Origin of the sequence: Streptosporangium amethystogenes, assembly GCF_000721075.1 — a bacterium.
GTDB lineage: Bacteria > Actinomycetota > Actinomycetes > Streptosporangiales > Streptosporangiaceae > Streptosporangium > Streptosporangium amethystogenes.
The window spans coordinates 24,990-50,454 of sequence record NZ_JOEQ01000013.1 but is presented as its reverse complement, the minus strand read 5'-3'; the positions used below and the strand labels follow the sequence as shown (position 1 = coordinate 50,454).

33 protein-coding genes are annotated in these 25,465 nt (G+C 69.7%); 12 read left to right on the top strand and 21 right to left on the bottom strand.

Features of this window, described 5'->3' with window-relative positions:
• Positions 1 to 2 precede the first annotated feature (2 nt).
• The 6 genes from IG98_RS0120325 to IG98_RS0120300 form a co-directional block, all read right to left on the bottom strand.
• Complete coding sequence (locus tag IG98_RS0120325; protein ID WP_030914131.1) at positions 3 to 815, bottom strand: aminoglycoside 3'-phosphotransferase; 813 nt, start codon at positions 813 to 815, stop codon at positions 3 to 5.
• 335 nt (positions 816 to 1,150) lie between these two features.
• The gene (locus tag IG98_RS0120320; RefSeq protein WP_030914129.1) at positions 1,151 to 1,909 is read right to left on the bottom strand and encodes a TIGR03943 family putative permease subunit; all 759 of its coding nucleotides are present in this window, start codon (positions 1,907 to 1,909) and stop codon (positions 1,151 to 1,153) included.
• A 67-nt stretch (positions 1,910 to 1,976) separates the two neighbouring features.
• Positions 1,977 to 3,008, bottom strand: coding sequence for a permease (locus tag IG98_RS0120315; protein WP_030914126.1), 1,032 nt, complete (start codon positions 3,006 to 3,008; stop codon positions 1,977 to 1,979).
• Between the two features lie 197 nt (positions 3,009 to 3,205).
• On the bottom strand, positions 3,206 to 3,499 hold the full coding sequence (locus IG98_RS0120310) for a DUF2795 domain-containing protein (RefSeq protein WP_051752522.1): 294 nt from the start codon (positions 3,497 to 3,499) through the stop codon (positions 3,206 to 3,208).
• Between the two features lie 199 nt (positions 3,500 to 3,698).
• The gene (locus IG98_RS0120305) at positions 3,699 to 4,544 is read right to left on the bottom strand and encodes an SGNH/GDSL hydrolase family protein (protein ID WP_051752520.1); all 846 of its coding nucleotides are present in this window, start codon (positions 4,542 to 4,544) and stop codon (positions 3,699 to 3,701) included.
• Positions 4,531 to 5,100, bottom strand: coding sequence for a PadR family transcriptional regulator (locus tag IG98_RS0120300; protein ID WP_030914117.1), 570 nt, complete (start codon positions 5,098 to 5,100; stop codon positions 4,531 to 4,533). The genes IG98_RS0120305 and IG98_RS0120300 overlap by 14 nt, the downstream gene beginning before the upstream one ends.
• A gap of 93 nt (positions 5,101 to 5,193) precedes the next feature.
• Between IG98_RS0120300 and IG98_RS0120295 the strand changes: the two genes are divergently transcribed.
• A complete protein-coding gene (locus IG98_RS0120295) occupies positions 5,194 to 5,625 on the top strand; it encodes a nuclear transport factor 2 family protein (RefSeq protein ID WP_030914116.1) in 432 nt (143 codons plus the stop codon).
• 163 nt (positions 5,626 to 5,788) lie between these two features.
• Here IG98_RS0120295 and IG98_RS0120290 read toward each other — a convergent pair whose 3' ends face one another.
• Both IG98_RS0120290 and IG98_RS48880 read right to left on the bottom strand, forming a co-directional pair.
• The gene (locus tag IG98_RS0120290) at positions 5,789 to 6,577 is read right to left on the bottom strand and encodes an inositol monophosphatase family protein (protein WP_030914115.1); all 789 of its coding nucleotides are present in this window, start codon (positions 6,575 to 6,577) and stop codon (positions 5,789 to 5,791) included.
• Positions 6,578 to 6,700: 123 nt separating this feature from the next.
• Positions 6,701 to 6,874, bottom strand: coding sequence for a GNAT family protein (locus IG98_RS48880; RefSeq protein ID WP_211264037.1), 174 nt, complete (start codon positions 6,872 to 6,874; stop codon positions 6,701 to 6,703).
• Between the two features lie 42 nt (positions 6,875 to 6,916).
• Between IG98_RS48880 and IG98_RS0120280 the strand changes: the two genes are divergently transcribed.
• Together IG98_RS0120280 and IG98_RS0120275 are read left to right on the top strand one after the other, a co-directional pair.
• Positions 6,917 to 7,837: an alpha/beta fold hydrolase gene (locus tag IG98_RS0120280; protein ID WP_030914113.1), complete on the top strand. Its 921-nt coding sequence runs from the start codon at positions 6,917 to 6,919 to the stop codon at positions 7,835 to 7,837.
• 9 nt (positions 7,838 to 7,846) lie between these two features.
• Positions 7,847 to 8,455, top strand: coding sequence for a TetR/AcrR family transcriptional regulator (locus tag IG98_RS0120275; RefSeq protein WP_030914112.1), 609 nt, complete (start codon positions 7,847 to 7,849; stop codon positions 8,453 to 8,455).
• Between the two features lie 83 nt (positions 8,456 to 8,538).
• On the opposite strand, the gene IG98_RS0120270 is transcribed toward IG98_RS0120275, so the two are convergent.
• The gene (locus tag IG98_RS0120270) at positions 8,539 to 9,459 is read right to left on the bottom strand and encodes a LysR family transcriptional regulator (protein WP_030914110.1); all 921 of its coding nucleotides are present in this window, start codon (positions 9,457 to 9,459) and stop codon (positions 8,539 to 8,541) included.
• A gap of 115 nt (positions 9,460 to 9,574) precedes the next feature.
• Between IG98_RS0120270 and IG98_RS0120265 the strand changes: the two genes are divergently transcribed.
• Positions 9,575 to 10,690: a diaminopropionate ammonia-lyase gene (locus tag IG98_RS0120265; protein WP_030914106.1), complete on the top strand. Its 1,116-nt coding sequence runs from the start codon at positions 9,575 to 9,577 to the stop codon at positions 10,688 to 10,690.
• 86 nt (positions 10,691 to 10,776) lie between these two features.
• Here IG98_RS0120265 and IG98_RS0120260 read toward each other — a convergent pair whose 3' ends face one another.
• Genes IG98_RS0120260 through IG98_RS0120240 form a run of 5 tightly spaced genes read right to left on the bottom strand, consistent with a single transcriptional unit; the run spans position 10,777 to position 14,160 of the window.
• Entirely contained in the window at positions 10,777 to 12,207 is a 1,431-nt protein-coding gene (locus tag IG98_RS0120260; RefSeq protein WP_030914103.1) for an aldehyde dehydrogenase, read from the bottom strand.
• Position 12,208: 1 nt separating this feature from the next.
• Complete coding sequence (locus IG98_RS0120255; protein ID WP_030914100.1) at positions 12,209 to 12,415, bottom strand: tautomerase family protein; 207 nt, start codon at positions 12,413 to 12,415, stop codon at positions 12,209 to 12,211.
• On the bottom strand, positions 12,406 to 12,570 hold the full coding sequence (locus tag IG98_RS50645; RefSeq protein WP_157594425.1) for a hypothetical protein: 165 nt from the start codon (positions 12,568 to 12,570) through the stop codon (positions 12,406 to 12,408). Before IG98_RS50645 ends, IG98_RS0120255 begins: the two co-directional genes overlap by 10 nt.
• A 58-nt stretch (positions 12,571 to 12,628) precedes the next feature.
• Complete coding sequence (locus tag IG98_RS0120245) at positions 12,629 to 13,519, bottom strand: VOC family protein (protein WP_030914097.1); 891 nt, start codon at positions 13,517 to 13,519, stop codon at positions 12,629 to 12,631.
• Positions 13,516 to 14,160, bottom strand: a complete 645-nt coding sequence (locus IG98_RS0120240; RefSeq protein ID WP_030914095.1) for a class II aldolase/adducin family protein — start codon at positions 14,158 to 14,160, stop codon at positions 13,516 to 13,518. Before IG98_RS0120240 ends, IG98_RS0120245 begins: the two co-directional genes overlap by 4 nt.
• Before the next feature lie 102 nt (positions 14,161 to 14,262).
• Between IG98_RS0120240 and IG98_RS0120235 the strand changes: the two genes are divergently transcribed.
• Positions 14,263 to 14,841, top strand: coding sequence for a PadR family transcriptional regulator (locus tag IG98_RS0120235; protein WP_030914091.1), 579 nt, complete (start codon positions 14,263 to 14,265; stop codon positions 14,839 to 14,841).
• 306 nt (positions 14,842 to 15,147) lie between these two features.
• Positions 15,148 to 15,540, top strand: a complete 393-nt coding sequence (locus IG98_RS0120230) for a GntR family transcriptional regulator (RefSeq protein ID WP_030914087.1) — start codon at positions 15,148 to 15,150, stop codon at positions 15,538 to 15,540.
• Positions 15,541 to 15,999: 459 nt separating this feature from the next.
• On the opposite strand, the gene IG98_RS0120220 is transcribed toward IG98_RS0120230, so the two are convergent.
• Together IG98_RS0120220 and IG98_RS0120210 are read right to left on the bottom strand one after the other, a co-directional pair.
• Positions 16,000 to 16,803 (bottom strand): HAD family hydrolase, encoded by an 804-nt coding sequence (locus tag IG98_RS0120220; protein WP_051752518.1) that lies wholly within the window; start codon positions 16,801 to 16,803, stop codon positions 16,000 to 16,002.
• A gap of 460 nt (positions 16,804 to 17,263) precedes the next feature.
• The gene (locus tag IG98_RS0120210) at positions 17,264 to 18,274 is read right to left on the bottom strand and encodes a helix-turn-helix transcriptional regulator (RefSeq protein ID WP_030914078.1); all 1,011 of its coding nucleotides are present in this window, start codon (positions 18,272 to 18,274) and stop codon (positions 17,264 to 17,266) included.
• 206 nt (positions 18,275 to 18,480) lie between these two features.
• Here IG98_RS0120210 and IG98_RS0120205 point away from each other — a divergent pair, with 206 nt between their 5' ends.
• Positions 18,481 to 18,903 (top strand): VOC family protein, encoded by a 423-nt coding sequence (locus IG98_RS0120205; RefSeq protein ID WP_030914075.1) that lies wholly within the window; start codon positions 18,481 to 18,483, stop codon positions 18,901 to 18,903.
• A 277-nt stretch (positions 18,904 to 19,180) separates the two neighbouring features.
• On the top strand, positions 19,181 to 20,281 hold the full coding sequence (locus tag IG98_RS0120200; protein WP_030914072.1) for a winged helix DNA-binding domain-containing protein: 1,101 nt from the start codon (positions 19,181 to 19,183) through the stop codon (positions 20,279 to 20,281).
• A gap of 60 nt (positions 20,282 to 20,341) precedes the next feature.
• Here the strand turns inward: IG98_RS0120200 and IG98_RS50640 are convergent, their stop codons facing one another.
• The 4 genes from IG98_RS50640 to IG98_RS0120180 all read right to left on the bottom strand — a co-directional run bounded on the left by IG98_RS50640 (position 20,342) and on the right by IG98_RS0120180 (position 22,397).
• Positions 20,342 to 20,479 (bottom strand): hypothetical protein, encoded by a 138-nt coding sequence (locus IG98_RS50640; protein ID WP_157594424.1) that lies wholly within the window; start codon positions 20,477 to 20,479, stop codon positions 20,342 to 20,344.
• Positions 20,480 to 20,508: 29 nt separating this feature from the next.
• The gene (locus IG98_RS0120195; RefSeq protein ID WP_245651638.1) at positions 20,509 to 21,144 is read right to left on the bottom strand and encodes a DUF305 domain-containing protein; all 636 of its coding nucleotides are present in this window, start codon (positions 21,142 to 21,144) and stop codon (positions 20,509 to 20,511) included.
• A gap of 474 nt (positions 21,145 to 21,618) precedes the next feature.
• Complete coding sequence (locus IG98_RS0120185; RefSeq protein WP_030914064.1) at positions 21,619 to 22,047, bottom strand: SDR family NAD(P)-dependent oxidoreductase; 429 nt, start codon at positions 22,045 to 22,047, stop codon at positions 21,619 to 21,621.
• Complete coding sequence (locus IG98_RS0120180; RefSeq protein WP_030914061.1) at positions 22,044 to 22,397, bottom strand: nuclear transport factor 2-like protein; 354 nt, start codon at positions 22,395 to 22,397, stop codon at positions 22,044 to 22,046. The genes IG98_RS0120185 and IG98_RS0120180 overlap by 4 nt, the downstream gene beginning before the upstream one ends.
• A gap of 107 nt (positions 22,398 to 22,504) precedes the next feature.
• Here IG98_RS0120180 and IG98_RS0120175 point away from each other — a divergent pair, with 107 nt between their 5' ends.
• On the top strand, positions 22,505 to 23,005 hold the full coding sequence (locus IG98_RS0120175; protein ID WP_030914057.1) for a winged helix-turn-helix transcriptional regulator: 501 nt from the start codon (positions 22,505 to 22,507) through the stop codon (positions 23,003 to 23,005).
• A 288-nt stretch (positions 23,006 to 23,293) separates the two neighbouring features.
• Here IG98_RS0120175 and IG98_RS0120170 read toward each other — a convergent pair whose 3' ends face one another.
• On the bottom strand, positions 23,294 to 23,866 hold the full coding sequence (locus tag IG98_RS0120170) for a TetR/AcrR family transcriptional regulator (RefSeq protein ID WP_030914053.1): 573 nt from the start codon (positions 23,864 to 23,866) through the stop codon (positions 23,294 to 23,296).
• An 87-nt stretch (positions 23,867 to 23,953) separates the two neighbouring features.
• On the opposite strand from IG98_RS0120170, the gene IG98_RS0120165 reads away from it, so the two are divergent.
• The 3 genes from IG98_RS0120165 to IG98_RS54875 all read left to right on the top strand — a co-directional run bounded on the left by IG98_RS0120165 (position 23,954) and on the right by IG98_RS54875 (position 25,434).
• A complete protein-coding gene (locus tag IG98_RS0120165; RefSeq protein ID WP_030914051.1) occupies positions 23,954 to 24,325 on the top strand; it encodes a DUF4267 domain-containing protein in 372 nt (123 codons plus the stop codon).
• A 55-nt stretch (positions 24,326 to 24,380) separates the two neighbouring features.
• Positions 24,381 to 24,875: a cupin domain-containing protein gene (locus IG98_RS0120160; protein WP_030914049.1), complete on the top strand. Its 495-nt coding sequence runs from the start codon at positions 24,381 to 24,383 to the stop codon at positions 24,873 to 24,875.
• Between the two features lie 139 nt (positions 24,876 to 25,014).
• Positions 25,015 to 25,434 carry an alpha/beta hydrolase fold domain-containing protein gene (locus tag IG98_RS54875; RefSeq protein ID WP_084195519.1) on the top strand — a complete coding sequence of 140 codons (420 nt, stop codon included), beginning with the start codon at positions 25,015 to 25,017 and terminating at the stop codon, positions 25,432 to 25,434.
• The last annotated feature ends 31 nt before the right edge of the window (positions 25,435 to 25,465 follow it).

Sequence of the window (25,465 nt, the reverse complement as noted above, 5' to 3'; positions counted from 1 at the left end):
GGTCACGCCATGTCCCAGAGCAGGCGGTAGTAGGCGATGCGTTCCGGGTCTGGGGCGATCCCGTATGCGTCGTACACGATGCCGTCGTACCCCGGGCCGTGGTTCCACTCCATGCTCCACGCGGCCACCGCGAGGTCCGCCCACCGGTCGGCCACCCCGAGCGAGCCCAGGTCGACGTGCGCGGCGAACGTGCCATCGTCGTGCAGCAGGGTGTTGGGGGCGCACGCGTCCCCGTGGCAGACGACGAGGCGGTCGATCGCGGGCGGCTCGCCGATTCGCGCCCGGGCTTCGGCGAGTTCCAGATGCCGGTGCTCGGGGAACCGGTCGGCCGGCCCCTCTCCGTCGGTTATGCGCTCGTCGGCGCGGGCGAGCCGTCGATCGATGGCCCAGTCGAACGGGCACTGCTCCACGGGCAGGGCATCGTGGAGCAGGCGCAACCCTCGGCCGATCGCGGCCGCCGAGGTCGGCGGGTCGGCGATCCATCGGGGGTCCACCGCCGAGCGGCCGGGGACCGCCGCCGTGACCAGCCACGTGCCGTCGGTGTCCGTACCGTGTTCGATGACCCGCGGGACGGTCACCCAGCGCCGCGCCCAGGCCAGGCGTTCCGCCTCGCCGGGGAGATCGATCTCCGGAGTGCCGGCGGCGACCCACTTGACGTACCTGACGCCGTCACGCCCGTCTTCGAGGCGGAAGGTCAGGCCGCCGAGTTCGTTGCGCCACACCGGGGTGACGGTGTCGCCGTCGGCGAGCGCCGCGACGACGGCGGGGACGGTCACCGGACCGATCGGGACCTCGGAGATGACAGGGCGGCTCATGAAGACAGGATTCTCCCGAGGAAGCGGCGCCGACGACAAATGGATTTCCGAGCACGAAGCCGCGTCGTCTCGACGGCCGGAGGTCTGGTGCGCCTCGTCGGACGAGTGTTCAGCCGCGCTCGAACAGCCGCACCACGCGTGGGAAGAACGCGACGAGAACGGTCGCGGACCGATGCGCCTGTCTTCCCCCTCCTCGGCGAAACCGGCACCACCGTGGAGATCGTCGAACTGCCGGCCAGGACCCGGGACTGACGGGCGCCGGCCGAGTGGGGCCAGGCGGGAACGAGGAACGATCCCGGTAGGGCAGTGCCTTTTGCCGGGGAGTCCCGACCGGCCTACTCGTACGGCTCGTCGGGGGGCTCGATCCTCGCGAGACCCTTGCCGGTGAGCTGGGGGTAGACGACCCCGGCGGGCATCTTCTTGAACGTCTGCGGGATCCAGGTGCCCGTGACCTCGACCCACGTGTCGGTGGGCGGTGCCTGCAGCCCCCTGACGGCGACCTTCAGTGGGAACGCGTCCGCGGCGCAGCAGGCGATCTGCATGCGGGTGACGTACCACTGCCCCTTTTTCTTCGCGGGGACGACGAAACCGGTCAGTCTGACCTCGCGACCGGTGAGGGACCTCCTGTCGTCGTCCCAGGCTCGGCCGATGAACTCGCCGATCGGCATGTCCACTGGACCGTCGTCGGCCAGCGGGGGGAAGGCGCTCAGGGGCTGGTCGAGGGGCGGCGGGGTGTCGTCCCGGGACGCGGCGAACGAGCCCAGTGCAGGGGGAGCGATCAGGAAGATCGCGAACACCGGCAGGCACAGCAGCCACGCGACCCGGGGGCCGCCGTGCGGGTGCCCGTGCACGTTTTCGTCGGACCGGCCGTGCTCGTTCGAGTTCTCGCCGGGCCTGCCCTTCGTGTCCTTCGTCGTCCTCGCCGCGTGGAACAGCCCGATGACCCCGAGGATCACCAGCGCCGTACCGGCGCCGATGAGGAAGGGCTGGAAGCCGGGTTTGACATAGTTGAGATAGGTCGTGGAGAACGCCGAGATCCGGAGCACAGCGCAGCCCAGCAGGGTCAGGACGAGGTTCTGGGTGACGCGGTTCATCGGAGTTCGTGAGTTCCCTTCGTCGGCTTGAGCCTGGGCCGACGATCCTTCGAAGACCGGGAGGACATCACAGCAGCAACCATCCGAAAAGCGTACTGACCAGGACGGCGAGTGCGAAGGTCAGCGGGACGAACCGGGCTGTGAAAGCGCCACCGAACGTGCCGGCCTGCAGCGCGATCAGTTTCAGGTCGACCATCGGCCCGACCACCAGGAAGGCCAGCTTCGCGGTAGGGGAGAACGCGGTCATCGAGGCCGCCACGAACGCGTCGGCCTCCGAGCAGATCGACAGCAACACCGCCAGCAGCGCCATGACCAGGATGGCCAGCCAGGGCACCTCGGCGATCGTGGTCAGCCACTCGCGGGGAACGGCGACGTTCAGTGTGGCCGCGGCCAGCCCGCCGACGATGAGGAACCCGCCCGCGTGCAGCAGGTCGTGCCGCATCGCCTCGCCGAACCGCACCCATTTGCGGCCGTCGCCGTGCGGGTGGGAGGGAATCCGCAGCCACTGGCTGCGGCCGAACCTCAGCCAGAGCCAGCCGACGAGCACCGCCACGGTCAGCGAGGCCCCGAACCTGGCCAGCACCATCAGCGGCTGCCCGGGAAAGGCGACGGCGGTCGCGACCAGCACGATCGGGTTGATCGCGGGAGAGGCGAGCAGGAACGCCAGCGCGGCGGCCGGGGCCACCCCTCGGGCCATGAGTCCCGAGGCGACCGGGACGGACGCGCACTCGCACCCCGGTAGCACCGCCCCCGCCACCCCGGCGACCGGCACGGCCACGGCGGGGTTACCGGGCAGCGCCCTGGTCCAGAACGACGCCGGGACGAACGCGGTGATCGCCGCTGACAGCGCCACCCCGAAGACCAGAAACGGCAGCGCCTGCACACAGATCGCCACGAAGATCGTGGACCAGGTCTGCAGTGCGGGCGCCGTCAGGTGTGGCGTCAACGTGAACCGGCCCACCACCAGCAGCACGATGACGAGTGTGAACCCCCACGGCAGAGCGCCTCTCGCGGAGCTCGCGCGTCCCCAGGAGTCAGGGGGGAGCGGGCTGTCGTCGTCGGTCCACACGCTCCGCGGACCGGTTCGAAGCTCAGACATGCGCCCTATCGTGTCAGGCCGTCCCAGTGCTCCCGACGGAATCCTGTCCTGGGCGGCCGGGTCACATCCAGCGGCGTGACCAGCCGCCAAGCAGGAAGGACTTGAAGCCGATCGAACGCGGCGGTCAGGGTAGCCGGGCCACCTACTTGGTCAGGGGTGAAAGCTGTGAGTTGTCCGAACGGCCGTGAGCGGTGCGGTCAGTCATGCTGCTCCCCGCCGAGGCCGAGTTCTTGGGCGACGCCTTCCATGTTCTCGTAGGTGCGATCGGGCAGCGACCGGATGGCCGAGAGCACCTCGTCGGGTGCCGACTGGGCGCGCGCCCGCTTCAGTAAAGTCTCGCGGTCGGCCGGAAACGCGTGCGTGCCGCTGATCCAGGTGGCCAGGTCGCTGCGGCTGTCCATCTCCTGCGCGCTCAACCCTTCGGGTGATCCTGGCTGGTGCGCATGATCGATGCCCAGACTTTGCCTGGTGTTGTCGTCGTCCCGTGCCATCCGCTCTTCCTTTCGTGCGTTGTGGCAGGGGCATACCCGTCTTACGGTGGGCAAACATCTCCGCACCTCGAAGCTCCTTCGCGACTTCGCAAGCTGGACTCGTGGGACGGGAGCGGCTCGTGTTTCCCCCTGGCCGCCCTGGCCCGAACCGGGTCAGCGGGGCGGACCGAACGAGTTGTGCGAGTCGATAAGGGATCGTTCATGAGAGTTGGGGAGCGTCGCCGGGGCGTGTGCTGTTCTCCTTCGTCTCGCCACTTGCGAAAGCAACGTGCATGGGAAGGAGGTTCGGGCGTTTGGCTGTGCGGCCGTCGCCGGAGGAGCGGCCGCGCAGGCGCCTGCCGAGCCAGGGGCCGAGGAAGGAGGCGGCCCATCGTAGTTCGCCGGCCGCGGTGCGCCAGCCGGCGGGGACGGCTGCTCGCGGGTCGGCCAGCGGGTGGGTCCAGGAGTCGTCGCTGTCGGGCAGGTCGAGGGCGTGGGCGATGGCGGCGGCGATCCGTTCGTGGCCGAGCGGGCTGGCGTGCAGCCGGTCCGGGCACCACAGCCGGGGGTCGGTGACCACCGGATGGTGGGAGGTCTCGGCGACGACGACGTGGTGCCGATGTGCCGCCTGCCGGATGCGGTGGTTCAGGGCGGTGACGCGGGAGCTGATCGGGCGGGCGAGCGGGGTGATCTGTGCGACGTCGGGGAAGGTGAGGGTCGCGACGCGGGCGCCTTGGGCGGTGAGCGCCGCGAACATCGCCTCCAGGTGGCCGGCGACCTCGTCGGCGTTGAACCGGGGTCGCAGCAGGTCGTTGACTCCGGCGACGACGGTGGCCAGGTCGGGGCGTAGCGCGAGGGCGGGGGCGAGCTGTTCCTCGTGAACCTGCGCGGCGAGGCGGCCGCGTACGGCCAGGTTGGCGTACTGGATGCCGGCGTTGTGCAGCGCGAGCCGTTCGGCGAGCCGGTCGGCCCACCCCCGCAGGCCCACGGTGTCGTCGCCGTCGCCGAGCCCCTCGGTCTGGCTGTCGCCCAGGGCTACGAAGCGCAGGTGGTCATCGCCGGGCATGGGCCGCCAGCCTCTCTCGCAGGATCGCCACGGCGCGTTCGCACCAGTCCCGGTTGCCCCGTTCGAAGTCCAGGCCGCGCAGGCAGGTCAGATAGGGGCCGATCCGCTCGCCGTGGCGCAGGAAATCCTCCTCGCTGCGGTCGCCGCGGATCTTCCGCAACAGTGCGTCGAACAGCCCGATCTTGGCCTCGGCGAAGGCGGCCCGTTCGGTGAGCTGCGCGATCAGTGTCTCGGTGTCGACGTGGTCGGCGGTCTGGACCTTGACGAGCAGGTCGTCCCGGATGAAGGAGGGCTTGGGGGTGCTCGCCGCGAACTGTTCCAGCTCGGCCAGCCCGGCGTCGGTGACCCGGAACAGGCGCTTGTTGGGCCGGGTGTCCTGGACCACCTCGCGGCCGGTGATCAGCTCTTCCTTCTCCAGCCTGGTCAGCTCGGCGTACAGCTGCTGTGGCAGTGCGTGCCAGAAGTTCGCCACCCCCAGGTCAAACGCCTTGGCCAGCTGGTATCCGCTCAGCTCCTCGTCGAGAAGCGCCGCCAGCACGGCGTGCCGTAAAGCCATCAGGCCGCCTCTTTTCCACCTCTGTCCACGGAACTCACGCCCATGATAGTAAAGAAACTGACTAATCACATCCATGACTATCCGGGAGAAGCCATGGCCACCGCGGACCGCTTCCGCGCCGCTGTCGACAGCCGCGACCTCACCGCTCTGGACGACCTGTTCACCGAGGACGTCCGGCTCTACAGCCCGGTGAAGTTCAGTCCCTTCGAGGGCAGGCCGATGGTGTTGGGGCTCTTCGGAGTCCTCCTGCGTACCTTCGAGGACTTCCGCTACATCGGGCACTTCGACGGCACCGCCGAGACCTGCGCCGACGGTACCGAGGCCCCGTCGGTGGTCCTGCTCTTCCGGGCCACCGTGAACGGCAAGCAGATTCACGGCATCGACCTGTTGCATCTCGACCACGAAGAGCGGATCAAGGAGTTCACCGTGATGGTCCGTCCGCAGTCCGCGGTGCAGGCCCTGGGCGAGGCGGTCCTCGCCGGTCTGGTCGCCGACGGTCTCGTGGAGGCCCCGGCCGATCACTAGCTCCGCAACCGGCTCCGCACCAGCCCGGCGGCCGGCGGTCAGGTCAGGTCAGGTCCGCGAAGGCCGATCGGTGTGGTTGGCGGAGATCCTGCGACACGGATCGGGTCCGTCCGCGAGCAGGGTGGTCAGGACTCGGACGGCATTCTCGCTCCCGCTGACGGGACTACCGGTTACGGATGAGGTCCAGCAGCGCGGTGTGGGTCTCCCGGTCGGCCGCCACGATGAGCCCGCCCGTGCCGGTATGCGGCGGCCGGCCGTCAAGGCCGGTCAGCACACAGCCGGCGGCCAGGCACAACGCGATCCCGGCGGCGAAGTGCACGTTGTCATGGAGTCGGCCGTCGGTGACATAGGCGGCTCGCCGGCCGGCGGCGACCCAGGCCACCGCCAGGGTGGTGGAGACGACGCGCGGGCGGAACCGCTCGGTGAACCCCGGATCGGCGAGCAGGGTGGTGGCACGGAAGGCGGGTGAGTTCGGGAACGGTGGGTCGAGGTTGACGTCCACCAGCCGCGAATCCGGCGACGGTTTGAGCGGCTCGTCCACACCGCCGCGGCGGATGTAGGCGCGGACGCCGTCGGTCCAGAACACCTCGTCGGCGAACGGGTCGGCCGAGGCCGCCGCCGTGAGGTCCGAGCCCACGCGCAGGGCGACGTTCACCGCCACCAGCATGGTGTGCGCGGCGTAGTTCAGCGTGCCGCACAGAGGGTCGACCAGCCACATGCGCTCCGTCTCGGCCGCGCCCGTACGTCCGCTCTCCTCGCCGGTCACGGCATCACCGGGCCGGGCGGTGCGAATGACATCAAGGATGGTCCGCTCCGCTGCCACGTCGGCGGCCGTGGCGAAGTCACCACCGGATTTCTCCAGGCGCGTCAGCGATGCGCCGAACATGGTGCGCACGACGGCTGCTCCCGTCTGCGCCGCCGTACGGGCCAGCTCAACGTCAGTGATCGGCATGAGCCGCAGGATAGCTCAGGCGGCCTTTGGGGAGGATCGGTGCGGATTTTGACGGTGCCGCCAGACGGCAAGGTCAGTAGAGGCTGATTGTTGCGAACTCGAACGACGGCGTGACGACGCGGCTCAGCCAAGCAGGTTCTTCGCGAAGTTCCAGCCCAAGCCGTCCTCACCGGCGATGTCGAGGTGTTCAGCCCGTACCAGGCCGGCACGCACTGTCACCCGTTGAGAGGCGGTGTTGGCCGGGCGCACACGGGCGATGACCCGTTCAACCACCGCGGTTGTGGCCTCGCCGGTCACTTGTTAGGATACGACTGTATCCATTCGGGAGATGAGGTCACCATGCGAATGCCTGACCGGCCGTCCGCCTTCACCAGCGACTCTGCCCGTGACAAGTACTACGCCGTCTATGACCGAGTGCTCGGCGAGCTGTGGCCGGTGCCGGTGGACGCCATCGACGTGGAGACCCGCGCCGGCATTGTGCGGGTCCACCGGGCCGGGCCCGCCGAGGGGGATCCCGTGGTGCTCCTGGCCGGTGCCGGCGGGAACGCGTTGGCCTGGTACCGCTACATCGAGCCGCTGGCGCGCACGCGCCGGGTCCTTGCCGTCGACCCTCTCGGCGAGCCAGGCCGCTCGGTTCAGAGGCGGCCGCTCGCGACCGGTGCCGAGGTCGGTGGCTGGGTCACCGACGTACTGGCCGCAGTCGGAGCCGAGCACGCACACGTGGCGGGTTTCTCTGCCGGCGGCTGGGCCGCAGTGGAACAGCAACTCGGCGGGGGCGGCCGGGTCGCGGCGCTGACGCTGGTGGACCCGGGCGGCTTCGCGCCGCTGCCCAGGCGGTTCATCCGCTGGGCCCTTGCCGGCGCCATCGCCTCCATGCTTCCTCGTACGTTGCGACACCGCATGGCCGGCGTAGTGGACAACGGGGTGCTGCGCGAGGATGGGCTGGTGGAGCTGATGCGGGCCGGATGGTCCTTCCGCCGGCGCGTGCCCATCCCGCCCGCCTACACCGACGAGCAGATACGCGAGGTGCCCGTGCCCGTGCAGGTGCTGCTGGGCGCCCGCAGCGCACTGCTCGACGCGCAGGCGCTGGCCGCGCGGCTGGCCGACATCGCGCCGTCCTGGCGTGTGGAGATCGTGCCCGGCACCGGACATTCGCTGCCCGTCGAAGCTCCGGACCTGGTCGCCGAGCGAATCCTCACCTTTCCCGGCCAGGCGCGGTCCAGGACCGCAATGCCGAAGCACAGCACGAACAACAGGTAGGAAACGGGCATGCCCCGACAGGTGGATCATGATGAGCGGCGGCGCCAGTTGACCGAGGCGCTGCTGCGCATCGCCAGCACCCGCGGCCTGCAGGCAGTGTCGATGCGTGAGATCGCCGCCGAGGCCGGGGTCTCGCTGCGCGTCGTCCAGTACTACTTCACGAACAAGCAGGCCCTGCTCGAGTCCGGCCTCACCGAGCTGGGTGCCCGCATGGACCGCCGGGTCAAGCAGCGGGCCGCCGTTGCGGCGGGCGAGCTGACACCGCGAGGCGTTTTCGCCGCTGTCCTCGGCGCGATCCTGCCCTTCGACGAGCAGAGCAAACTGGACTCCATGGCCTGGACCGCCTACTACACCGCCGCCCTCACTGACCCGGCGCTCGCCGCGGTCGGGGTCACCCTGCCCAACGCACTGGAAAACTTCCTCACAGTACGGTTGACCGCCGCGCAGCAGGCCGGGGACATCGCCCCCGATCGTGACCCGCGTATCGAAGTCGCCGGCCTTCTGGCTCTCGCCAACGGCCTGACCTCCAGTGTCCTCAGCCGACAGCGCAGCCACGAGGCCGCCATCAAGATCATCGACTACCATCTGGACCGCCTGTTCGGACCGGCGGCGGCTTGACCCAGCAGGACCGCGTCGCTGGTTGGCGGCTGAGGACACGTTCGTGAACTATCAGGAAAGGCGCCAATCGCGTACCGGCCCCATCAGGTGTCGATCGGGGCCGTCGCTGCCGTGGCGGCCTGCCGGAGTGCGTGGCGGCATGCCCTGATGGCGGGGTGCCGGCTGCGACCTCGGCGTACCGCGGTGAAGATGCGGCGTGTCCGCTGGCCGCGGGGAAGTCGCAGCAGTGTGACGGTCGGGGACTGTCCGATCCATACGAGGTCGGGAAGCAGGGCGACGGCGTGGCCCTGTTCGACGAGGCGAAGGTGGATCAGAAGGTCGGCGGTCTCGAACCGTACGTCGGGTTCGAAACCGGCGTTCCGGCACAGGGTCATGGCCCAGTGGCGAGCGGTCGTACCCTCGGGTTCCATTGCCCACGGACGGTCGGCGAGTGAACGCAGCGACGCCGTGGGACCGTCCGCGTCATCGGCCGGTTCGGGCAGCGCGAGGCGGAGGGAGTCGTCGAGCAGGTCTTCCTGCTCCAGTTCGGCGGGCCGGGGGTTGGGGTTGCCCGGGTATTCCTCGGCGATGACCAGGTCGAAGTCGCGGGCCTGAAGCGCGGGCAGGGCCGTTTCCGGTGGCATCTGTGTGACGTGGGTCCGAAGGCCGGGGTGGAGATCGCGCAGGATGCTCAGTGCGCCGGGTATCAGGGCGAGGGTGGCGGTCTGGAACGAGGCGATGCGCAGGGTCCCGGTCAGATCGGTCAGGGAGGCGGCGATGTCCGCCTCGGCGCGCTCCAGGCGTTTCAGCACCGCTTCGGTATGGGCGACGAGGATCTCTGCCTGTTCGGTCAGCCGCACGCGCCGCCCGATCGGCTCCAGTAGCCGGACGCCGACCTCTGCCTCCAGCTGGGAGAGCTGCTGGGAGACGGTGGAAGGGCTGTAGGAGAGGGCGGCGGCGACGGCCGCGAGGGTGCCGCGATGTTTGAGTTCGCGCAGCAGGCGTAGTCGGTGCAGGTCGAACATCGCAGACCGTTCTCTTCGTCGTCGCGGCGAGCCTTCGACTAGTTGGTTCCTCTGACGAATATAGGTCGGAAACATCCGCTGGACCGATTGGAGTGTGTGTCGCACACTGGCTGCGATGTCTGAGACCGCTTCTTCCGTCCGTACGCTGCCGTGGTTCGCACGGCCCGCCGCCAGGTCCTGGACCTGTGCGCCCGCCCCCGCTGAGGTGCGGGACTTCCACGCCTCCCTGTTCGAGTACGCCCCTACCTCGCTGATCGAACTTCCCTGGCTTGCCGACGAGCTGGGGGTTGGGCGGGTCTTCGTCAAGGATGAGTCGTCTCGTCTGGGGCTGCCCGCTTTCAAGGTGCTGGGCGCATCCTGGGCGGTGCACCGTGCCCTTGCCGAGCGGGCAGGACGCGGTGGGGCGGGTCCGGTCACGTTGGTGACCGCCACCGACGGCAACCATGGCCGCGCTGTGGCTCATATGGCACGTCTGCTCGGCCAGCGCGCCCGCGTTTTCATCCCGTGGGGTGTTCATCCGAGGGCTGTGGCGGCCATCGCCGCCGAGCAGGCCGAGGTCGTTCAGGTCGCGGGCTCGTATGACGAGGCGGTGCGTCGGGCGGCCGGGGCTGCTGTCGCGCCGGATACGGTTCTGGTCCAGGACACCGCCTGGCCGGGCTATGAGCAGATCCCTGGTTGGATCGTCGAGGGCTATTCCACCCTCTGTGTCGAAATCGACGAGCAGTTGGCGGCCGCTGGAGTCGAAATGCCCGATCTTGTCGCCATCCCGGTGGGCGTGGGCTCGCTGGCCCAGGCCGTCGTCACCCACTACCGCAGTCGTCCGGCGGGGCCGGCCCCGGCGTTGTTGTCGGTGGAACCCGTGGCCGCCCCCTGTGTCATCGAGAGCCTCATACGTGGCGAACCGGTCAGCGTCACCACCGGTGAGACCATCATGGCCGGTCTGAACTGCGGCACACCCTCCGCCATCGCCTGGCCTTACCTGCGTGGTGGGCTGGATGCCGCTGTGGCCGTCGCCGATGCCGACAGCGCCCGCGCGGCCGGCGACCTCGCCGCCCTCGGTGTTTCCTGTGGTCCCTGTGGCGCGGCCTCGCTCGCCGGCGCCCGCGCCGTGCTCACCGGCGACGGCGCCGGCGAGCGCCGTACCGCGCTGGGTCTTGGCTCTGCCTCGACGGTGGTGTTGCTGTGCACCGAGGGCAGTGCGGCCAACCCGCATGTGGCTCCGGGTGTCTGAAGCTCAGGGCGGGTGGCTGACCGGGGGCCACCTCACCGACTGTGGCGCCGCAAGCGCCAGTCGCCGTGGCCAGGTCACGCCGCGGATCAGTCGATCTGCATGACGACGGCCTTCGGCTCGGTGAAGAACTCGCGGCTGAAGGTGCCGCCCTCGCGCCCGACCCCTGAGTCGCCCGCCCCGCCGAACGGGGCACGCAGGTCGCGGACGAAGAAACAGTTGACCCAGACGGTCCCGGCCCGCAGGCGGGCGGAGACGCGGTGCGCCCGGGACAGATTCTCGGTGAACAACATCGCGTTGAGCCCGTAGCGCGTGTCGTTCATCAGCGCCACGACCTCGTCCTCGGTGTCGAACGGTGTCACCGTGACGACCGGGCCGAAGATCTCCTCACGCTGGTGGCGGCCGGTGGCGGGCATGCCGGTGATCACCGTGGGGCGGACGAACCAGCCGTCGCCGAGGCCGCCGGAGCGGACGGAGCCGCCCTCCTCGGGGACGGTCTCGACGTAGCCGCGCACCTTTCGGTAGTGGGTCTCCGAGGCCAGCGGGCCGAGTTGGGTGGAGTCCAGCTTGGGGTCGCCCAGGCACATCGCCTCGGCCGCTGCGGTGAAGCGGGCGATGAACTCGTCGAACACCGGACGCTGGACGTACAGGCGCGAACCCGCCAGGCACACCTGCCCGGCGTTGGTGAAGATCGCTTTGATGGACCAGCTCACCGCGTTGCCGAGGTCGGCGTCGGCGAAGACCGCGTTGCCGCCTTTGCCGCCGAGCTCCAGGCTGACCGGCACGAGGTGCGCCGCCGCCGCGGCCGAGATGACCCGGCCGGTCGCGGACTCGCCGGTGAACGTGATCCGGTCGATCCCGGGGTGCTCGGTGAGCGCCTGCCCGGCGGAGTCCGGGCCGTAGCCGTGGACGACGTTGAGCACCCCGGGCGGCAGGCCCGCCTCCAGTGCGAGCCTGGCGAGGATGGTGGCGGAGGCGGGGGTGTCCTCGGCGGGCTTGAGCACGACCGTGTTGCCCCAGGCCAGTGCGGGCGCGATCTTCCAGGTCTCCAGCATCAGCGGGAAGTTCCACGGGGCGATGGCGGCGGCGACACCGACGGGCTCGTAGCGGGTGTAGGCGTGGTGGCCGGAGTCCATCGGCAGCGTCTCGGCCGTGGTCAGCCGGGCGTGGTCGGCGAAGAAGCGGAAGTTGTCGGCGGCGCGGGGCACATCGTTGCCGCTGCTCTGGGTGATCGGCTTGCCCATGTCGCGAGTGTCGGCCAGGCCGAGCTCGCCGGCGTGCTCAAGGATGAGGTCGGCGAGGCGATGCAGCAGCCTGCCGCGCTCGGCGCGGCCCATGCGCGGCCACGGCCCCTCGTCGAATGCCCGCCGCGCCGCCGCCACGGCCCGCTCCACCTCGGCCGCGCCGCCGAGCGCGACCTCTGCCCACGGCTCGCGGGTGTAGGGGTCGACGCTGGTGAACGTCTCGCCGCCGGAGGACTTCACCTCATTGCCGTCGATCACGTGTCCGAAGAATTCCATGTCAATCACCTTTGTTGATCTCGTCGCGTTCGGCGAGCGTCTGGTCTCCGGCCGCCCAGTGGGCGCGCGGCACCTCGCGTACGATCACCCGGATGCTCTGAGCGGGGGCGCCGAGCGAGCGTTCGACGGCGGCGTGCACCTCGTGGATGAGCGCCCGGATCGCGCCGGGTTCGCGGCCCTCGGTCAAAGTCACCTCGATCAGTGGCATGTCGCACCCCCGCCGCGGAGCCGGCGCGATCCGCGCTGGCAGGCGGTGGCCAGGACCGGCCCCGGCCGTTCTTCGATGACGGGGCCGTGGTCGGCGCGGTTCCGCTCGGCCTCCGGTGGCACCTCGGCGGTGCGTTCCATGGTCCGTTCACTCATGCGATCGATCACTTCCTGTGGCCGTCGTTTCGGCCGGGTGAGGCGCGGGGGAGAGGGCTCAGCTCTGGCCGAGAGGGCGGCGGATCTGGGGTTGGGTGTGGACGCGGCGTGTGGGGCCCTGCCACATGTCGATCGAGCCGGGCTCGGCCGGGTCGAAGTAGCGGGGCCGCCAGGCGTCCTCGTCGGTGATGAGCCGCACGCCCCAGGAATACTCGTAGGTGATCCCCTCCGGTCCCTTGAAGTAGACGAACACCGCCGTCGACTGCGGATGGCGACCGGGGCCCATCTCGATCTCGACCCCGTTGGCCTCCAGGAAGTGATGGTTGCGCATCAACGCGTCGAGCGAGTCGATTTGGAAGTTGATGTGGCACAGTCCCGGCTGGCTGCCCTGGAACACGGCCAGCTTGTGGTGGACCTGGTCGATGCGCATGAGGCAGGCCCAGTCGCCGATCCAGTCCGACACGCGGGCGTTGAACAGGCCGGACCAGAAGCGGTACGCCTCGCGCACGTCCGGGGCGTCCAGGCACAGGTGCCCGAACTCGGTGATGCCGGCCTCGCGTCCGTAGCGGACCGGTGCGGTCAGCGTCACCTGGTCGATCACCAGGTCGATGCGGTTGCCGAACGGGTCGTCGAACGACAGGAAGTCCCGGACCCGGCGTGAGTGGGCCTCCTTGGCGTCACCCCGTACGACGGTGACGCCGGCCTTCTCCAATTCGGTCTCGGCGGCGGCAAGCGCGTCCTCGTCCCGGACGGTGAACCCGGAGCTGATGACCCCGGACTCCCCTTCGACCAGGGCAAGGCAGTGGTGGCGCTGGTCGGCGCGCAGGTAGGCGACGCCGCCCTCCTGAGCGGTGAGCTCCAGGCCGACGATGTCCACGGCGAACCGTAGGGCGGCGTCCAGGTCGGCGGCGCCGGACCGGACGTAGGCGATGTCTTCGAGCTCGATCATGACAACTCCCGGAGATAGGACCAGATGCGGTTGGACAATTCGGATCGCACGGCCCGCCACGACTCCTGCTCGGCGGGCGTGAGGGGGGTGGGGGTGCCGGAGGCGGCGGCGGTGGCGTTCAGGCGGGCGGAGGCCTCCAGCACCCACATGAGGGCGACGGCCTGGCCGACGCTTTCACCGACGGTCACGGCACCGTTGCCCCGCATGATCAGGGCGGGCGCCGCACCCAGACGCTCGGCCAGCGCCCGCCCGCGCGCGCGGTCGCGTACCAGCGTCGCGTCGTCGAACACGGGCACCTCGGGCCCGAGGAACGCCCCTTGCCCGTGCAGCGGCAGGATCGGCACCCCCGCCGAGGCCAGAGCCGTGGCAGTGGGCGGCTGTGCCCGGCAGACCGCCCGCACGCCGGGTCGCGCCCGGGCGATCTCCAGATGGATCCACGCCTCGCGCGGCGTGCCAGCGGGCAGGTCGGTGGCATCCAGCGGGACCTCGGTGTGCTGCGTGTCAGGCCCGAGCGTCCCGAGCGGCACCGGCGGGGTCATCAGCAGCCGATCGTCCCCGACTCGCAACGACACGTGCCCGAACGCGGTGACCAGCCCGGCCGCTGCCAGCGCCCGGCCGGCGTCCGCCAGCTCTGCGTTCACACCAGTACCTCTCTGCCCATGCGCATCTGCAAAAACAGGCAGGACAATACAGGTATATTCGTACATGTTCTAGGGCAAGTAGGACGCCCCTATGCTGGAGGCATGTCGCTTCAGCACGCACTGCTCGGCGTCCTGGAGGCGCGCCCGATGAATGGGTACGAACTGACCCGCTTCTTCGATGCCGCCCCGCGCTGGGTGTGGTCCGCGCCGCAGAGCCAGATCTATCCGACGCTCCGTCAGATGGAGCAGGCCGGGCTCATCGAAGGTCAGAAGGAGATCCGTGGCACGCGGCTGAAGCGGACGGTGTACTCGATCACCGAGCGCGGGGTTGAGGAGCTGAGGACCTGGCTGGGCACCAGCCACGCCCCGGCCCCGATGCGCGACTCGTTCTCCCTGCAGGCACTCTTCTTCGACATGATCGACGCGGATCGGGCCGCGCCCGTGCTCAAGGCGTACATCGCCGAGCAGGAGCAGTTGATCACGGAGTGGCGTGCGCACCGGGAAGCGTTGCTGGCCAAGGACACCGACCTGCTCAAGGAGCGGCTGAAGAACCGTCCGCCGGCCGAGCACGACCGCATCGCCGGGTTGAAGGCGAACGTCTTCGCGGGCCAGGTCGCCGTCGCCCAGGCCCGCGCCGACTGGGCCCGGGAAAGCCTCCGCCTCCTTACGGAAGGCGTCTGACCGAGCGAGGGACGCCCAGGCGGCCACAGCGGAGCCGGAAGACTGCCGGCACCAGGTACGCGCGTTGACGTCTGCGCAGGTAAGCGCAGCCACGTGGCGGGTACCCGTCCGGATCGGCGCCGGTTTCGGCCTGCCGACACCCGACGCGTTCTGGTACGGCCCGACCGTCTTCGATCTTCCCGATCACGGCGGATCGCCCGGCCTCGCCTTCGGCATAGAGGGTGCGGTCGGGCGATACGGCGATCCTTACGGCCTTTTGGCATCTAGACTTCTAAAGTAATAGTTGGCTAGGTAAATGGAGGAGCAGTGATCGAGTTCCATCTGGACGGCCGGTCCGGTGTCTCGCCGTACCTGCAACTGGTCCAGCAGGTACGGCACGCGCTGCGGCTGGGCATGCTGCGGGAAGGTGACCGGCTTCCGACGGTCAAGGAGGTGGTGGCGCGGCTGGCGATCAACCCCAACACGGTGCTCAAGGCCTATCGGGAACTCGAGCACGAGGGCCTGGCGGCCGCCAGGCCGGGGGTCGGGACGTTCGTGACGAAGACACTGACCAATGCCTCTCTGGCCGCGCACGGCCCGCTGCGTCAGGACCTACGGCGCTGGCTGGCCAAGGCCCATCTGGCCGGCCTCGACGACGAAAGCATCGAGGCCCTGTTCATGACCACCTTTCGGAACGCCTCTCAGGAGGACATAGCGTGACCGAGCGAAGCGAGGGCACCCACAGGCACCGCACCCCGGTCATGAGAGCTCCGAAGGAGCTCTCATGACCGGGGTGCGGCAGAACCGGGCAAGAGGTACGGCAAGCGACGGGCGCTGAGAGACCGCACCATCGACATCCCGGCCCGGCACGAGGTCGACAAGCTCCTGGCCACCCATCACCGGCTCACCGGCCCGCGCCGCGACCCCGATCGGCTCCCCGCCGACCAGCAGAGCGCCCTCGTCGTCCGCACAGATGCCCCGATCCACGATCCTGCCTGGACGGTCAGCCGGCTCAGCCTGGAAGACCTGGTCCTGGCCCAGTGCTGGACCCGCGCGGCAACGGCGGCGTCCCGGGCGAGCTGTCCGCGGCCCGCTCCGTAGAGATCACCCGCACGTACGGCCGAGCCTTCTTCGACCTGCACCTGCGTGCCGACCCCTGCTGGACAAACCGTCGCCACGCTACCTGGAGGTCGAGCTCCGCGCTCCGGACAGAAAAACCTGCGAGTAGCAGACCGCCACCAGGTCCTCCACCACCAGGTGCGCGCCGGCCGCGAGCAGCCGCGCCCGGTTGCCGGTCCGGTCCACGCCGACGACCAGGCCGAAGCCGCCACGTGCACCGGCCCGTACGCCTGCCTCCGCGTCCTCTACGATCACCGAGCACGCGGGATCGACCCGCAGCCGGCGCGCCGCCTCCAGGAACATGGCCGGGTCGGGCTTGCCGGCCAGCGAGAGCCGTACGGCGTCGCTGCCGTCGACCCGGGCGTCGAACAGATCACCGACGTTCGCCGCCGTGAGCACCGCCTCGCTGTTGCGGCTGGAGGTGACCAACGCGGTCAGCAGACCGTCGGCACGTAGCCGCCGTAGCAGCGCCACCGTGCCGGGGAAGGCGGTGACCCCGCCTTCGGCCAGTCGCCCGGCGAACAGTTCCTGCTTGTGAGCCGCCAACCCGTGCACGGTGCGCCGTCCGGGCGGATCTTCGGGACTCCCGTCGGGCAGTGCGATCCCGCGCGCGGCCAGGAACGACCGCACGCCGTCCTCCCGGGTACGGCCGTCAACGTAGCGGCGGTAGTCCTCTTCGACGTCGAATCCGGGAACCGGCGACTCGGTCAGGTCCGGCAGCACCTCGTCGAACAGCGCCTTCCACGCCGCGGCATGTACGGCCGCGGTGTCGGTGACCACGCCGTCCAAATCGAAGATCACCGCCTTGTAGGCCGGAGGAGTGAAGCCTGCCCCGCCCTGATCCGTGAGGTGTTCGACGTTCACGACTCTCTCCGTTCTGTGTGCGGCCGTGACCTGTGTCGATTCCGCAGTCCGGCCGGAAGACCGCCCGAGAGCCCGGCGACCGCATCACGATCGGGATGGAGAACAGGTGATCAAGACCGGGTCTCATCTTCCTCCGGCGGCTCGTTCGGCTCCTTCCCCTCACGCTGGTCGTACGCACCCGGCGGGCATAGGGCCGCTCGGCACACAGGGCAGGGACCAACGTCTCCGAACCTTGGCCGGCCTGGACCGGAACGACCGTTGATCAAGCCCGGAGCCGGCGGGTGATGGTGGCGTCGGCGGTCCGCGTGAGCAACCGCGCCCGCAACGCTGCCGTCCGCCCTTCGGCCTCACCCCGCCCGAAGGGGGAGGTGGGCTTGTTCCGGACGTCAAGGCCCACGTCGGAGTGGTACACGCCTACGGTCGTGTCGCCACCCCCGAACCGTGGTCGACGTGCGCCTGCTCATCGGATCGAGGGCGGCGTGCCGGTTGCGGCGTTGGCGTAGCGGCCGGCCAGGCGCGCGAAGGCGTCCTTGAGCTCGGCCGGGCCGACGACCTCGATGTCGGCGTCGAACCCGCCGATGGCGGCGGCCAGACCAGGCCATGACCACGAGCCCAGCACGAGCCGGCAGCGGTTCGGGCCGAGTTCCTCGACGACTCCGTCGCGGGTGTGGCGGGACACGACGGCGGCGGGTAGGTCGAGGATCACCTCGCCGTGGCAGGGCCAGTCGCCGGAGCCCTCGGAGCCCCGGAATCTGCCGACCATGAAGGCGCCCACCTCGCCTCCGGGCAGTTCGCGCGGGGTGAAGCGAGGCCCCGTAGGGGTGCGGGGGGTGATCCGATCGGCACGGAAGGTGCGCCAGTCCTCGCGGTCGAGATCCCAGGCGAGGAGGTACCAGCGCCCGCCCCAGGCGACGAGGTGATGGGGCTGCACCCGGCGAGGCGGCGTCTGTGCGCCGTTGTCGTCCGCCCCCGGTGGGGAGGCGGGGGTGTAGTCGAAGCGCAGCACCTCGCGGGCGTGGACGGCGGCGCTGAGTGCCATGAGCACGCCGCTGTCGACCTGTGGGCGCGGTCGGAGGGCGGGCCGCTCGACGGCGGTGACCTGGAGGGCGTCGATCCGGTGGCGCAGTCGTGCGGGCATGACCTGCCGGACGGTGTTCAGCGCGCGCGCCGCGGCCTCCTCGATGCCGGCACCGGTGGTGGTGGCGGCGATCTGGAGTGCGATGGCCAGAGCGACGGCCTGCTCGTCGTCGAACAGCAACGGGGGCAGCTCCGTGCCGGCGTCGAGCCGGTACCCGCCGTCGGGCCCCTTGAAGGCCACTATGGGATAGCCGAGCTCGCGCAGGCGGTCGACATCACGGCGCACGGTGCGCGGGCTGATGTCCAGCCGCTCGGCCAGCAGCGCCCCCGGCCAGTCCCGGCGCGCCTGGAGCAGCGAGAGTAGCGACAGCAGCCGCGCTGAAGTCTTCGGCATACTCCCCATATTGCCCTGAGAAGCGGCCACTCCCTGACCGCTTCCCCTGCGACTGTTCTCTCGGGTCGAACAACGAGAACGACCGGAAGGACCCGATCACCGAGACCGCCCCACGCCACCCGGCGTGATTCCGACTCCGCGGTCGACAGTTCGGTCCGGGCGCTTCACGGCGTCCAGAAACGACAATCGAAGGTTGGGAACCGAAAATGTCCGTCAAGTCAGTGACTCATTTGAACTTTCGGGGCGATGCCCGCGCGGCGCTCGAGTTCTACCAGTCCGTGTTCGATGGTGACATCGCCGCCGTCACCTACGAGGACGCTGGGAACACGCAGGACCCCGCCGAGGCGGACCAGGTGATGTGGGGCCAGGTGGTCGCGGACAACGGCTTCCACGTGATGGCTTACGACGTGCCCTCGCGGACGCCGTGGGACCGGGGTGAGAACTCGTTCTTCGTCTCCCTCCGCGGCGAGACCACGGAGGAGGTCACCGCGTACTGGGAGAAGCTCTCCGTCGGAGCGACCATCGTGCAGCCGCTGGCATCCGCGCAGTGGGCTCCGCTCTACGGGATGCTCAGGGACCGCTTCGGCGTCGTCTGGGTCGTGGACGTCGTGAGCGAATACAACGGGTGAGCGCGTGGTACGCGCCTCCCGCACCAGGCTCCTGAAAGACCCCTGTGAAGGGGGGCGTCATGGCACCAGACCACAGGCTGCGACAGGGCGGCCGGATCCAGGCCGGCGTCCGGAGACCAGCGTCGGCTCACCGGATATCGAAGGGAACAACCACAATGAGGATGCGGCCTCTGGGGCGGACCGGAATGCCCGACATCGGCCCGCCTGGCATGTCCTGTGACCTGCCGGTCATCACCCGAGCGGCGCTACGCCGGCGAGCGCGCCACGGCATGAGCCGATGACCGTTCTCGACAGCCGGGCGCTCAACCGCGCGACGCTCGCCCGGCAGTTGCTGCTCGATCACGCCGATGTGCCGGTCCTCGACGCCGTCGCGCACCTGTGCGGCCTGCAGGCGCAGGAACCGCAGGAACCGTTCGTCGGGCTCTGGTCGCGGCTGCACGCGTTCGACCCGGCGGCGCTGGACGGCCTACTGACCGGGCGGAGCGTGGTGCGGACCCACCTCATGCGCCGCACCGTCCACCTCCTCACCGCCGACGACGCCCTGGCCTGGCGGGCCCGCCACGATGTCATGCTGCGCCAACGGGTACTCGGGAACTACCGCCGCGAGCTCGCCGGGGTAGACCTCGGCGAGCTCGCGGCGGCAGGCCGGGCGGTGATGGCCGACGACGAGCCCCGCTCGATGACCGAGCTCGCGCGGACGCTGGCTGAGCGCTGGCCGGTACCGGGCACACGGGCGCTGGGCGAAATGCTGATCGCCGCCCTCGTCCCGGTGGCGCAGCTGCCGCCGCGCGGGCTGTGGCGCACGAGGGCGGGAGTGCGCAACGTCCTGCTCTCCTCCTGGCTGGGGCGCGAGATCGACCCGCCGGCCCCGGACGGCTCCGATCCGGTCGGCGAAGCGCTGGTACGGCGCTATCTGGCCGCGTTCGGCCCCGCCGCCGCGGCCGACCTGCGCGCCTGGTGCGGCCTCGCCGGACTGCCGGCCGCGGTGGCCGCGATACGTGAGGAGCTGGTCACCTTCCGCGATGAGCGAGGCCGGGAGCTGTTGGACCTCCCCGACGCGCCGCGCCCCGACCCCGACACACCCGCGCCGGTGCGGTTCCTGCCGGCGTTCGACAACGCGATCCTCGGTTACCACGACCGCAGCCGGATCATCGACGACGTCCACCGTGGCCTGTCGGTCGCCGGCGCTCGCGTTGTCCTGGTCGACGGCCGGGTCGCCGCGACCTGGAGCGTCAAGGCCGGCGCCGTGACTGTCATCCCGCTGCGCCGCTTCTCTCGAGCCGACCGCACCACCGTGGCCGAGCAGGGGCGGGCGCTGGCGTCGTTCCTCTCCGACAACGACAGCCACCGCGTACAGATCACCGAGTCCCCCCGCTGAGCGACGCACCCGCGAGTCGCCTCCCTGAGTACGGGATCGGGTGGTGCGCTCAAGGGGGCCTCACAACGGCGACCCGCGCGCCACCCAACCGGCGCCGTCGGCGTGGTGGTGCCCACTGCGGAGTTCCCGCGCTGCGGGCACGCCCCACTGCCACCCCTTCTCGTGGATGCGGCAGCCGGCGATGTCCTGGTAGAGCACATCTGGACACCGCCGGCCGCTCTGCGGGCTTATAGCCGGTCGAGAAGCTTCCGCATCTGCTCGATCTCGGCCTGCTGGGCGGTCTCGATGGCTCTGGCGAGTTCCTTGGCCTTGGGATCGGCCCCGTCGCGCTGCTCGGTCTTGGCCATCGTGAGCGCCCCCCTGTGATGGGCGACCATGAGTTCCGTGAACATCCGGTCGAACCGGGCGCCCTTTGCCTTCCGGAGCTCGACCATCTCCTTCCCGGTCATCATGCCGGGCATGACATGCCCGGCGTGGCCCTCCTCCGCGGCGGGAGCCTTCCAGAGGGACAACCAGCCGGTCATGGTGGCGATCTCCGGTCCCTGCGCGGCCTCGATCTTCGCCGCCAATTCCTTCACCTCCGGGTCGGAGGCGCGGGTCTCGGCCAGCCTGGCCATCTCCACGGCCTGCTCGTGATGCGGGATCATCATCTGCGCGAAGGCGACGTCAACGTCGTTGAAGGCGGTTCCCGGCTCCTGGCTCGCGGTAGTGGCGGGAGCGTGAGTACTGCCGGTGGTGCCGGGGTGGCCGGCCATCGCGTCGTCACCGCCTCCGCAGGCGGTGAGCAGCGCGAGGGCGCCGGCCCCCGCTGTGGCGGTCAGCGCGAGCCTGCGAAGGGTGGAGCGGTTGGCGAACATTCCCATGGTCTCTTTCCGGTCGGTCGTGGCTGTGTGTCGATCGTCGGCGGGCGGATCTTCGATGCCGTCCGCGGTGGAGATCGGCCTATAGCCGCAAAACCGAGAGACACGCCAGGCGTAGGGCCGTCCTGCGCGGGGGCGGGCGGGCGACGAGCAGCATCGGTGAGGCCTCGGCCATTCGGGCCTGCGAGATGCGCCGCGCCCACATGGACGCCGCACCGATGAGGAGGAGAAGAAGGAAGGAGGTGAGTACGGCCAGGCAGACGGAGCTCGGATCTGGGGTGAGAGGAGTGTCACCAAGCCTTGAGATCAGTTGCCCGGCCGGGGGCATCAGGGCGGGAAGGAGCACGGAGTGTGCTTGTGGCGCTCCATGCCCAGAGACAGAGGCATGCGCGAGGGCGGCAGGCGTACCGCCGTGCCCCCGCCGATGCTCCAGATGCCCCAGTGTGTGCATTCCGGCGACGCCCAAAACCAGAGCGATCAGAAGAAGCCGGTGTGACACCCGCAACGCGAACCGGCGGGTTGAGCCGCCCATCGTCCCCCCGCAGTCACGGTCTGGTCCCCTTCGAGCCTCCCCGTTATCCAGGATAGTGGGGGGCGGCACCGGCCCCCCGTATCGGAGGGCTGGATGGCGGTAACGCAGCGCGTGCCGGCCTTCCCGTGGAACAGGTCGGCGTTGGCCGGGTTCCGGTTCTCCACTGCCCGCAGGCCTTCGTGGATCTCCCGGGTGTCGGTGACGTCGAGCCGGAGCGTCAGCACCCTGTCGCCGTAAGGCTCGGCCCAGTCGCGTAGTTCTTCGGGCCTGCGGGCGGTCAGGGCGACGCGGTCGCCGGACTCCAGGGCGGCGTCGGCGAAGGCCATGCCGAACCCGCCGGGGGTGCCTCCGGTGATGAACCAGGTCTTGTTCATGGCTCGATGACCAGGTGCCGGATGAGGCCGTCGCCCAGGGTGAAGCGGAAGCGCAGGTTCACGGTGCCCCCGGGGAAGTCACCGGCCAGGTGCTGGGTGACGGTGTAGTCGCCCTCGCCGGACTGCTCGGCGGCGATCGGCGTGATCGTGTACGTGTAGGCGCCGGCGGAACGCTTCATCCATGCGGTGATGGCGATGGTCCCGGCGTGGGTATGGCCTTCGTCGACCACTGTGGCGTCGGCTGCGAACAGGCCGAGCTGAGCCGCGATGTCGCGGTCGCGGTGGGCTGCCAGGTAGGTGGTGATGGCGCCGGGCAGCGCGCCAAAGGCGATTGCCTGGTTTTGGGGCATGGCATGTTCCTCGCACGTCGATGGTGGGTGTCGCACACGCGCATCAGTTACTGCTAAAATGAAACTGACTCACTTCGATAATAGCAGTGACTGTGGGAGGGGTGTCCATGCAGGCCCGGGTCAGGCAAGAAGACCGCGAGTGCCCGCTGTCCGACGCGATCGAGCACATCGGAGAGTGGTGGACCTTGCTGCTCCTGCATGACGCGTTCGACGGCTACACTCGCTTCGACCAGTTTCAGGAGAACCTGCGCATCTCCTCCAGCATGCTCACCAGCCGGCTCAAGTCCCTGGTCGCCGACGGCCTCCTGGAGCGCCGCCCGTACCAGACGAACCCGGTGCGTCACGAGTACGTGCTGACCGAGCTGGGCCGTTCGTTGCGTCCGGTCATCGTCGCGATGGCCGCCTGGGGCAACGCCCGCCTGGCGCCCGAGGAGCGCAGCATGATCCTGGTCGACGCGGCCACCGGAGAGGAGGTCGAACCCGTCGTGATCGACGCCAGGACCGGCCGCCGCCTGGACGACAGCCGCGCGTTCGTCTTCACCGCCGGCCCGGCCGCCGGCCCCGCCATGCGCGCCCGCTACATCCCGCAGCATGACGGGCCCGCATAATGTGAAACCTCGCAGAGCAGCGAAGCCCCGTTGATCACTCATCTCCCCTGATGGGCGGAGAGGCCAAGCGTCAAGTCGGCCGGGTCGTCGCCGCCGTATTCGGCCGGGCCGCGGTCCGGTGAAACCATGCCTGCCCCGCGTTGTGTAGTGCCGGGCGCGCGATCCTGGTCACGTGGCCGGGTGACGGCGGCTCGATCCGCTCCTGGCGGCGCTGCTTGAGCAACTCCTCCCGCACCCGCTGGGTAGTCCGTCGTCGAGACGCGGGGGAGGCCGATTGTGATCAGCGGGTCAGCGTGAGAAGCGGCCGAGCAGCAACGCCAGCCGCCGCTCGTGGCCTTCGTGCCGGAGCCTGCCGCCCCGCATGAGCGTCATCAGTCCGTGCAGGCCGCCCCAGAGGGTCTCGGTGAGCAGGCCCAGGTCGTCCTCCCCGGCCAGCGGTCGCACGGCCTCGCGCAGCTCGCCGAAGGCCGCGTGCAGGGCGGCCGGCGCCTCGGGGCTGGCGAACGGCAGGTCGACGGTATGGGTGAACATCGCGTCGTACAACGCGGGTCGCTGCTCGGCGAACGCGGCGTAGGCGGCGCCGACGTCGGCGACGGCCTGGCGAGGGTCGGTCGCCGCCGTACGGGCCGCGCGCAGTTCGGCGGCCAGGTCGGCGAAGCCTTCCACCGCGACCGCCGCCATGATGGCGTCCTTGCCCTTGAAGTGGCTGTAGAGCACCGGCTGGCTGTACTCGACCCGTTCGGCGAGGCGACGGGTCGTCACCGCCTCCCAGCCCTCGGCCTCGACCAGTTCCCGGGCCGCCGCGATGATCAACCGCTCCCGCTCCGCCCGCTCACGCTCTCGGCGCGTTTGAATCGACATGAGGCGATTCTAGCATTACTAGCACTCCTATCAACGCTATGCTAGCTTCGATCGTGTTCCTAGCAATGACAGCAGCAGGAGAAGCTCATGCTTGCCCCCCTCGCCTACGGCCTGGCCGTCGTACTCAACCTCTTCGTCATCTTCATCGGTGTCCGGTTCCTCCTGGTGCCCCAGGCCGCGGCCGCCGGCTACGGCGTCCCCGCCAAGCACGACGGCGACGCCGCCTACCTGACCATCAAGGGACTGCGCGACACCGGCTACGGCATCCTCGGCCTGGCCCTGCTCGCCTTCGCCGGCGCTCACGCCGAGGCCTGGTACATGCTGGTCGTCGCCCTCCTGCCGCTCGGCGACACCGTCATCGTCCTGCGCCACGGCGGTACCAAGGCCGCCGCCTTCGGTATCCACTTCGCCACCGCCGTGGTGGTGTTCATCAACGCCGCTTTGCTCTTCGCCCTCTGAAGGTCAGAGACTGTCTTCGCACGGAAACGCTCGCCCCAGGCAAGGAGTCACAAAGATGTCGCTGATCACGCCGGACTTCAACGAGTCCGTGATCGTCCGTTCCGCCAAGGCCGAAGTGATCGGCCAGGCACCGACCACCATCCGGCTACTGGCCGACAGCAGTTCCACCGGTGGCGCGCTGTCCACCCAGCGGGTGACCCTGGCCGACGGTGCCGACGGCGCCAAGCCGCACCACCACTCCAACTCGGCCGAGCTGTTCTACATGCTGGACGGCACCGCCCAACTGCTGTCCGGCGAGCAGGTCGTGACCGCCCAGCGCGGCGACCTGGTCATCGTGCCGCCCGGTGTCGCACACGCCTTCGCCGCCGCACCGGGACAGGACGCAGACATCCTCATCGTCATCACCCCCGGCGTCGAACGGTTCGAATACTTCCGTCATCTGGAGCGCATCGCCTACGGGAAGGTGCCGCCGGAAAGCCTGCTGGAGGTCCAGGAGCTCTACGACACCTACTTCCTCAACAGCACGACCTGGAACCAGGCCAGAGCCTGAAACCACCGGCGAGCAACTGACAAGCTCAAGAAACGAGAGGCGACACGTCTTGGGTCGCTCGTCATGACCGTTCGCAACCTGTCCGAGCTGCGCGACGGGATACGCCGGCGCGCGTCCCCAAGGCCCGGCGCCGGCCTATGTGGAAGATCTCGAAGGGCCGAACGGGACGCGGTTGCGCCACTACCGGCCGTCGGGCAAGGAACGGCCGCTGGCGGTGTTCGCGCACGGTGGCACCTGGGTGATCGGTGATCTGGACACATATGACCGGACCTGCAGGCGCGTCGCCGACGCCTGCGACGTGGAGGTCCTGGCCGCCGCCATGGCTCAGCAGGACCGAGGGGCGGCCACAGATCAGCGTCACCCGCAGGGGGCGGCGGCCTTGCCCGCGGGCTCGGGCTCGCTCGCCTCAGCGGCTGTGTCCGAGGGGCGGTGCGCAGGAGTGCGGCGGACAGGACGTCGGCCTGTTCCATGGCGAGGACGCTGTGGGGGAACCCTCGAATCCAAGTGTCGGAAGAAGATCGGCGGTTGTGTCGATCCACGGCATTCCCGTTCGACCTAGGAGTGAGAGGATCCGCGAGAGGGTCCCGGAC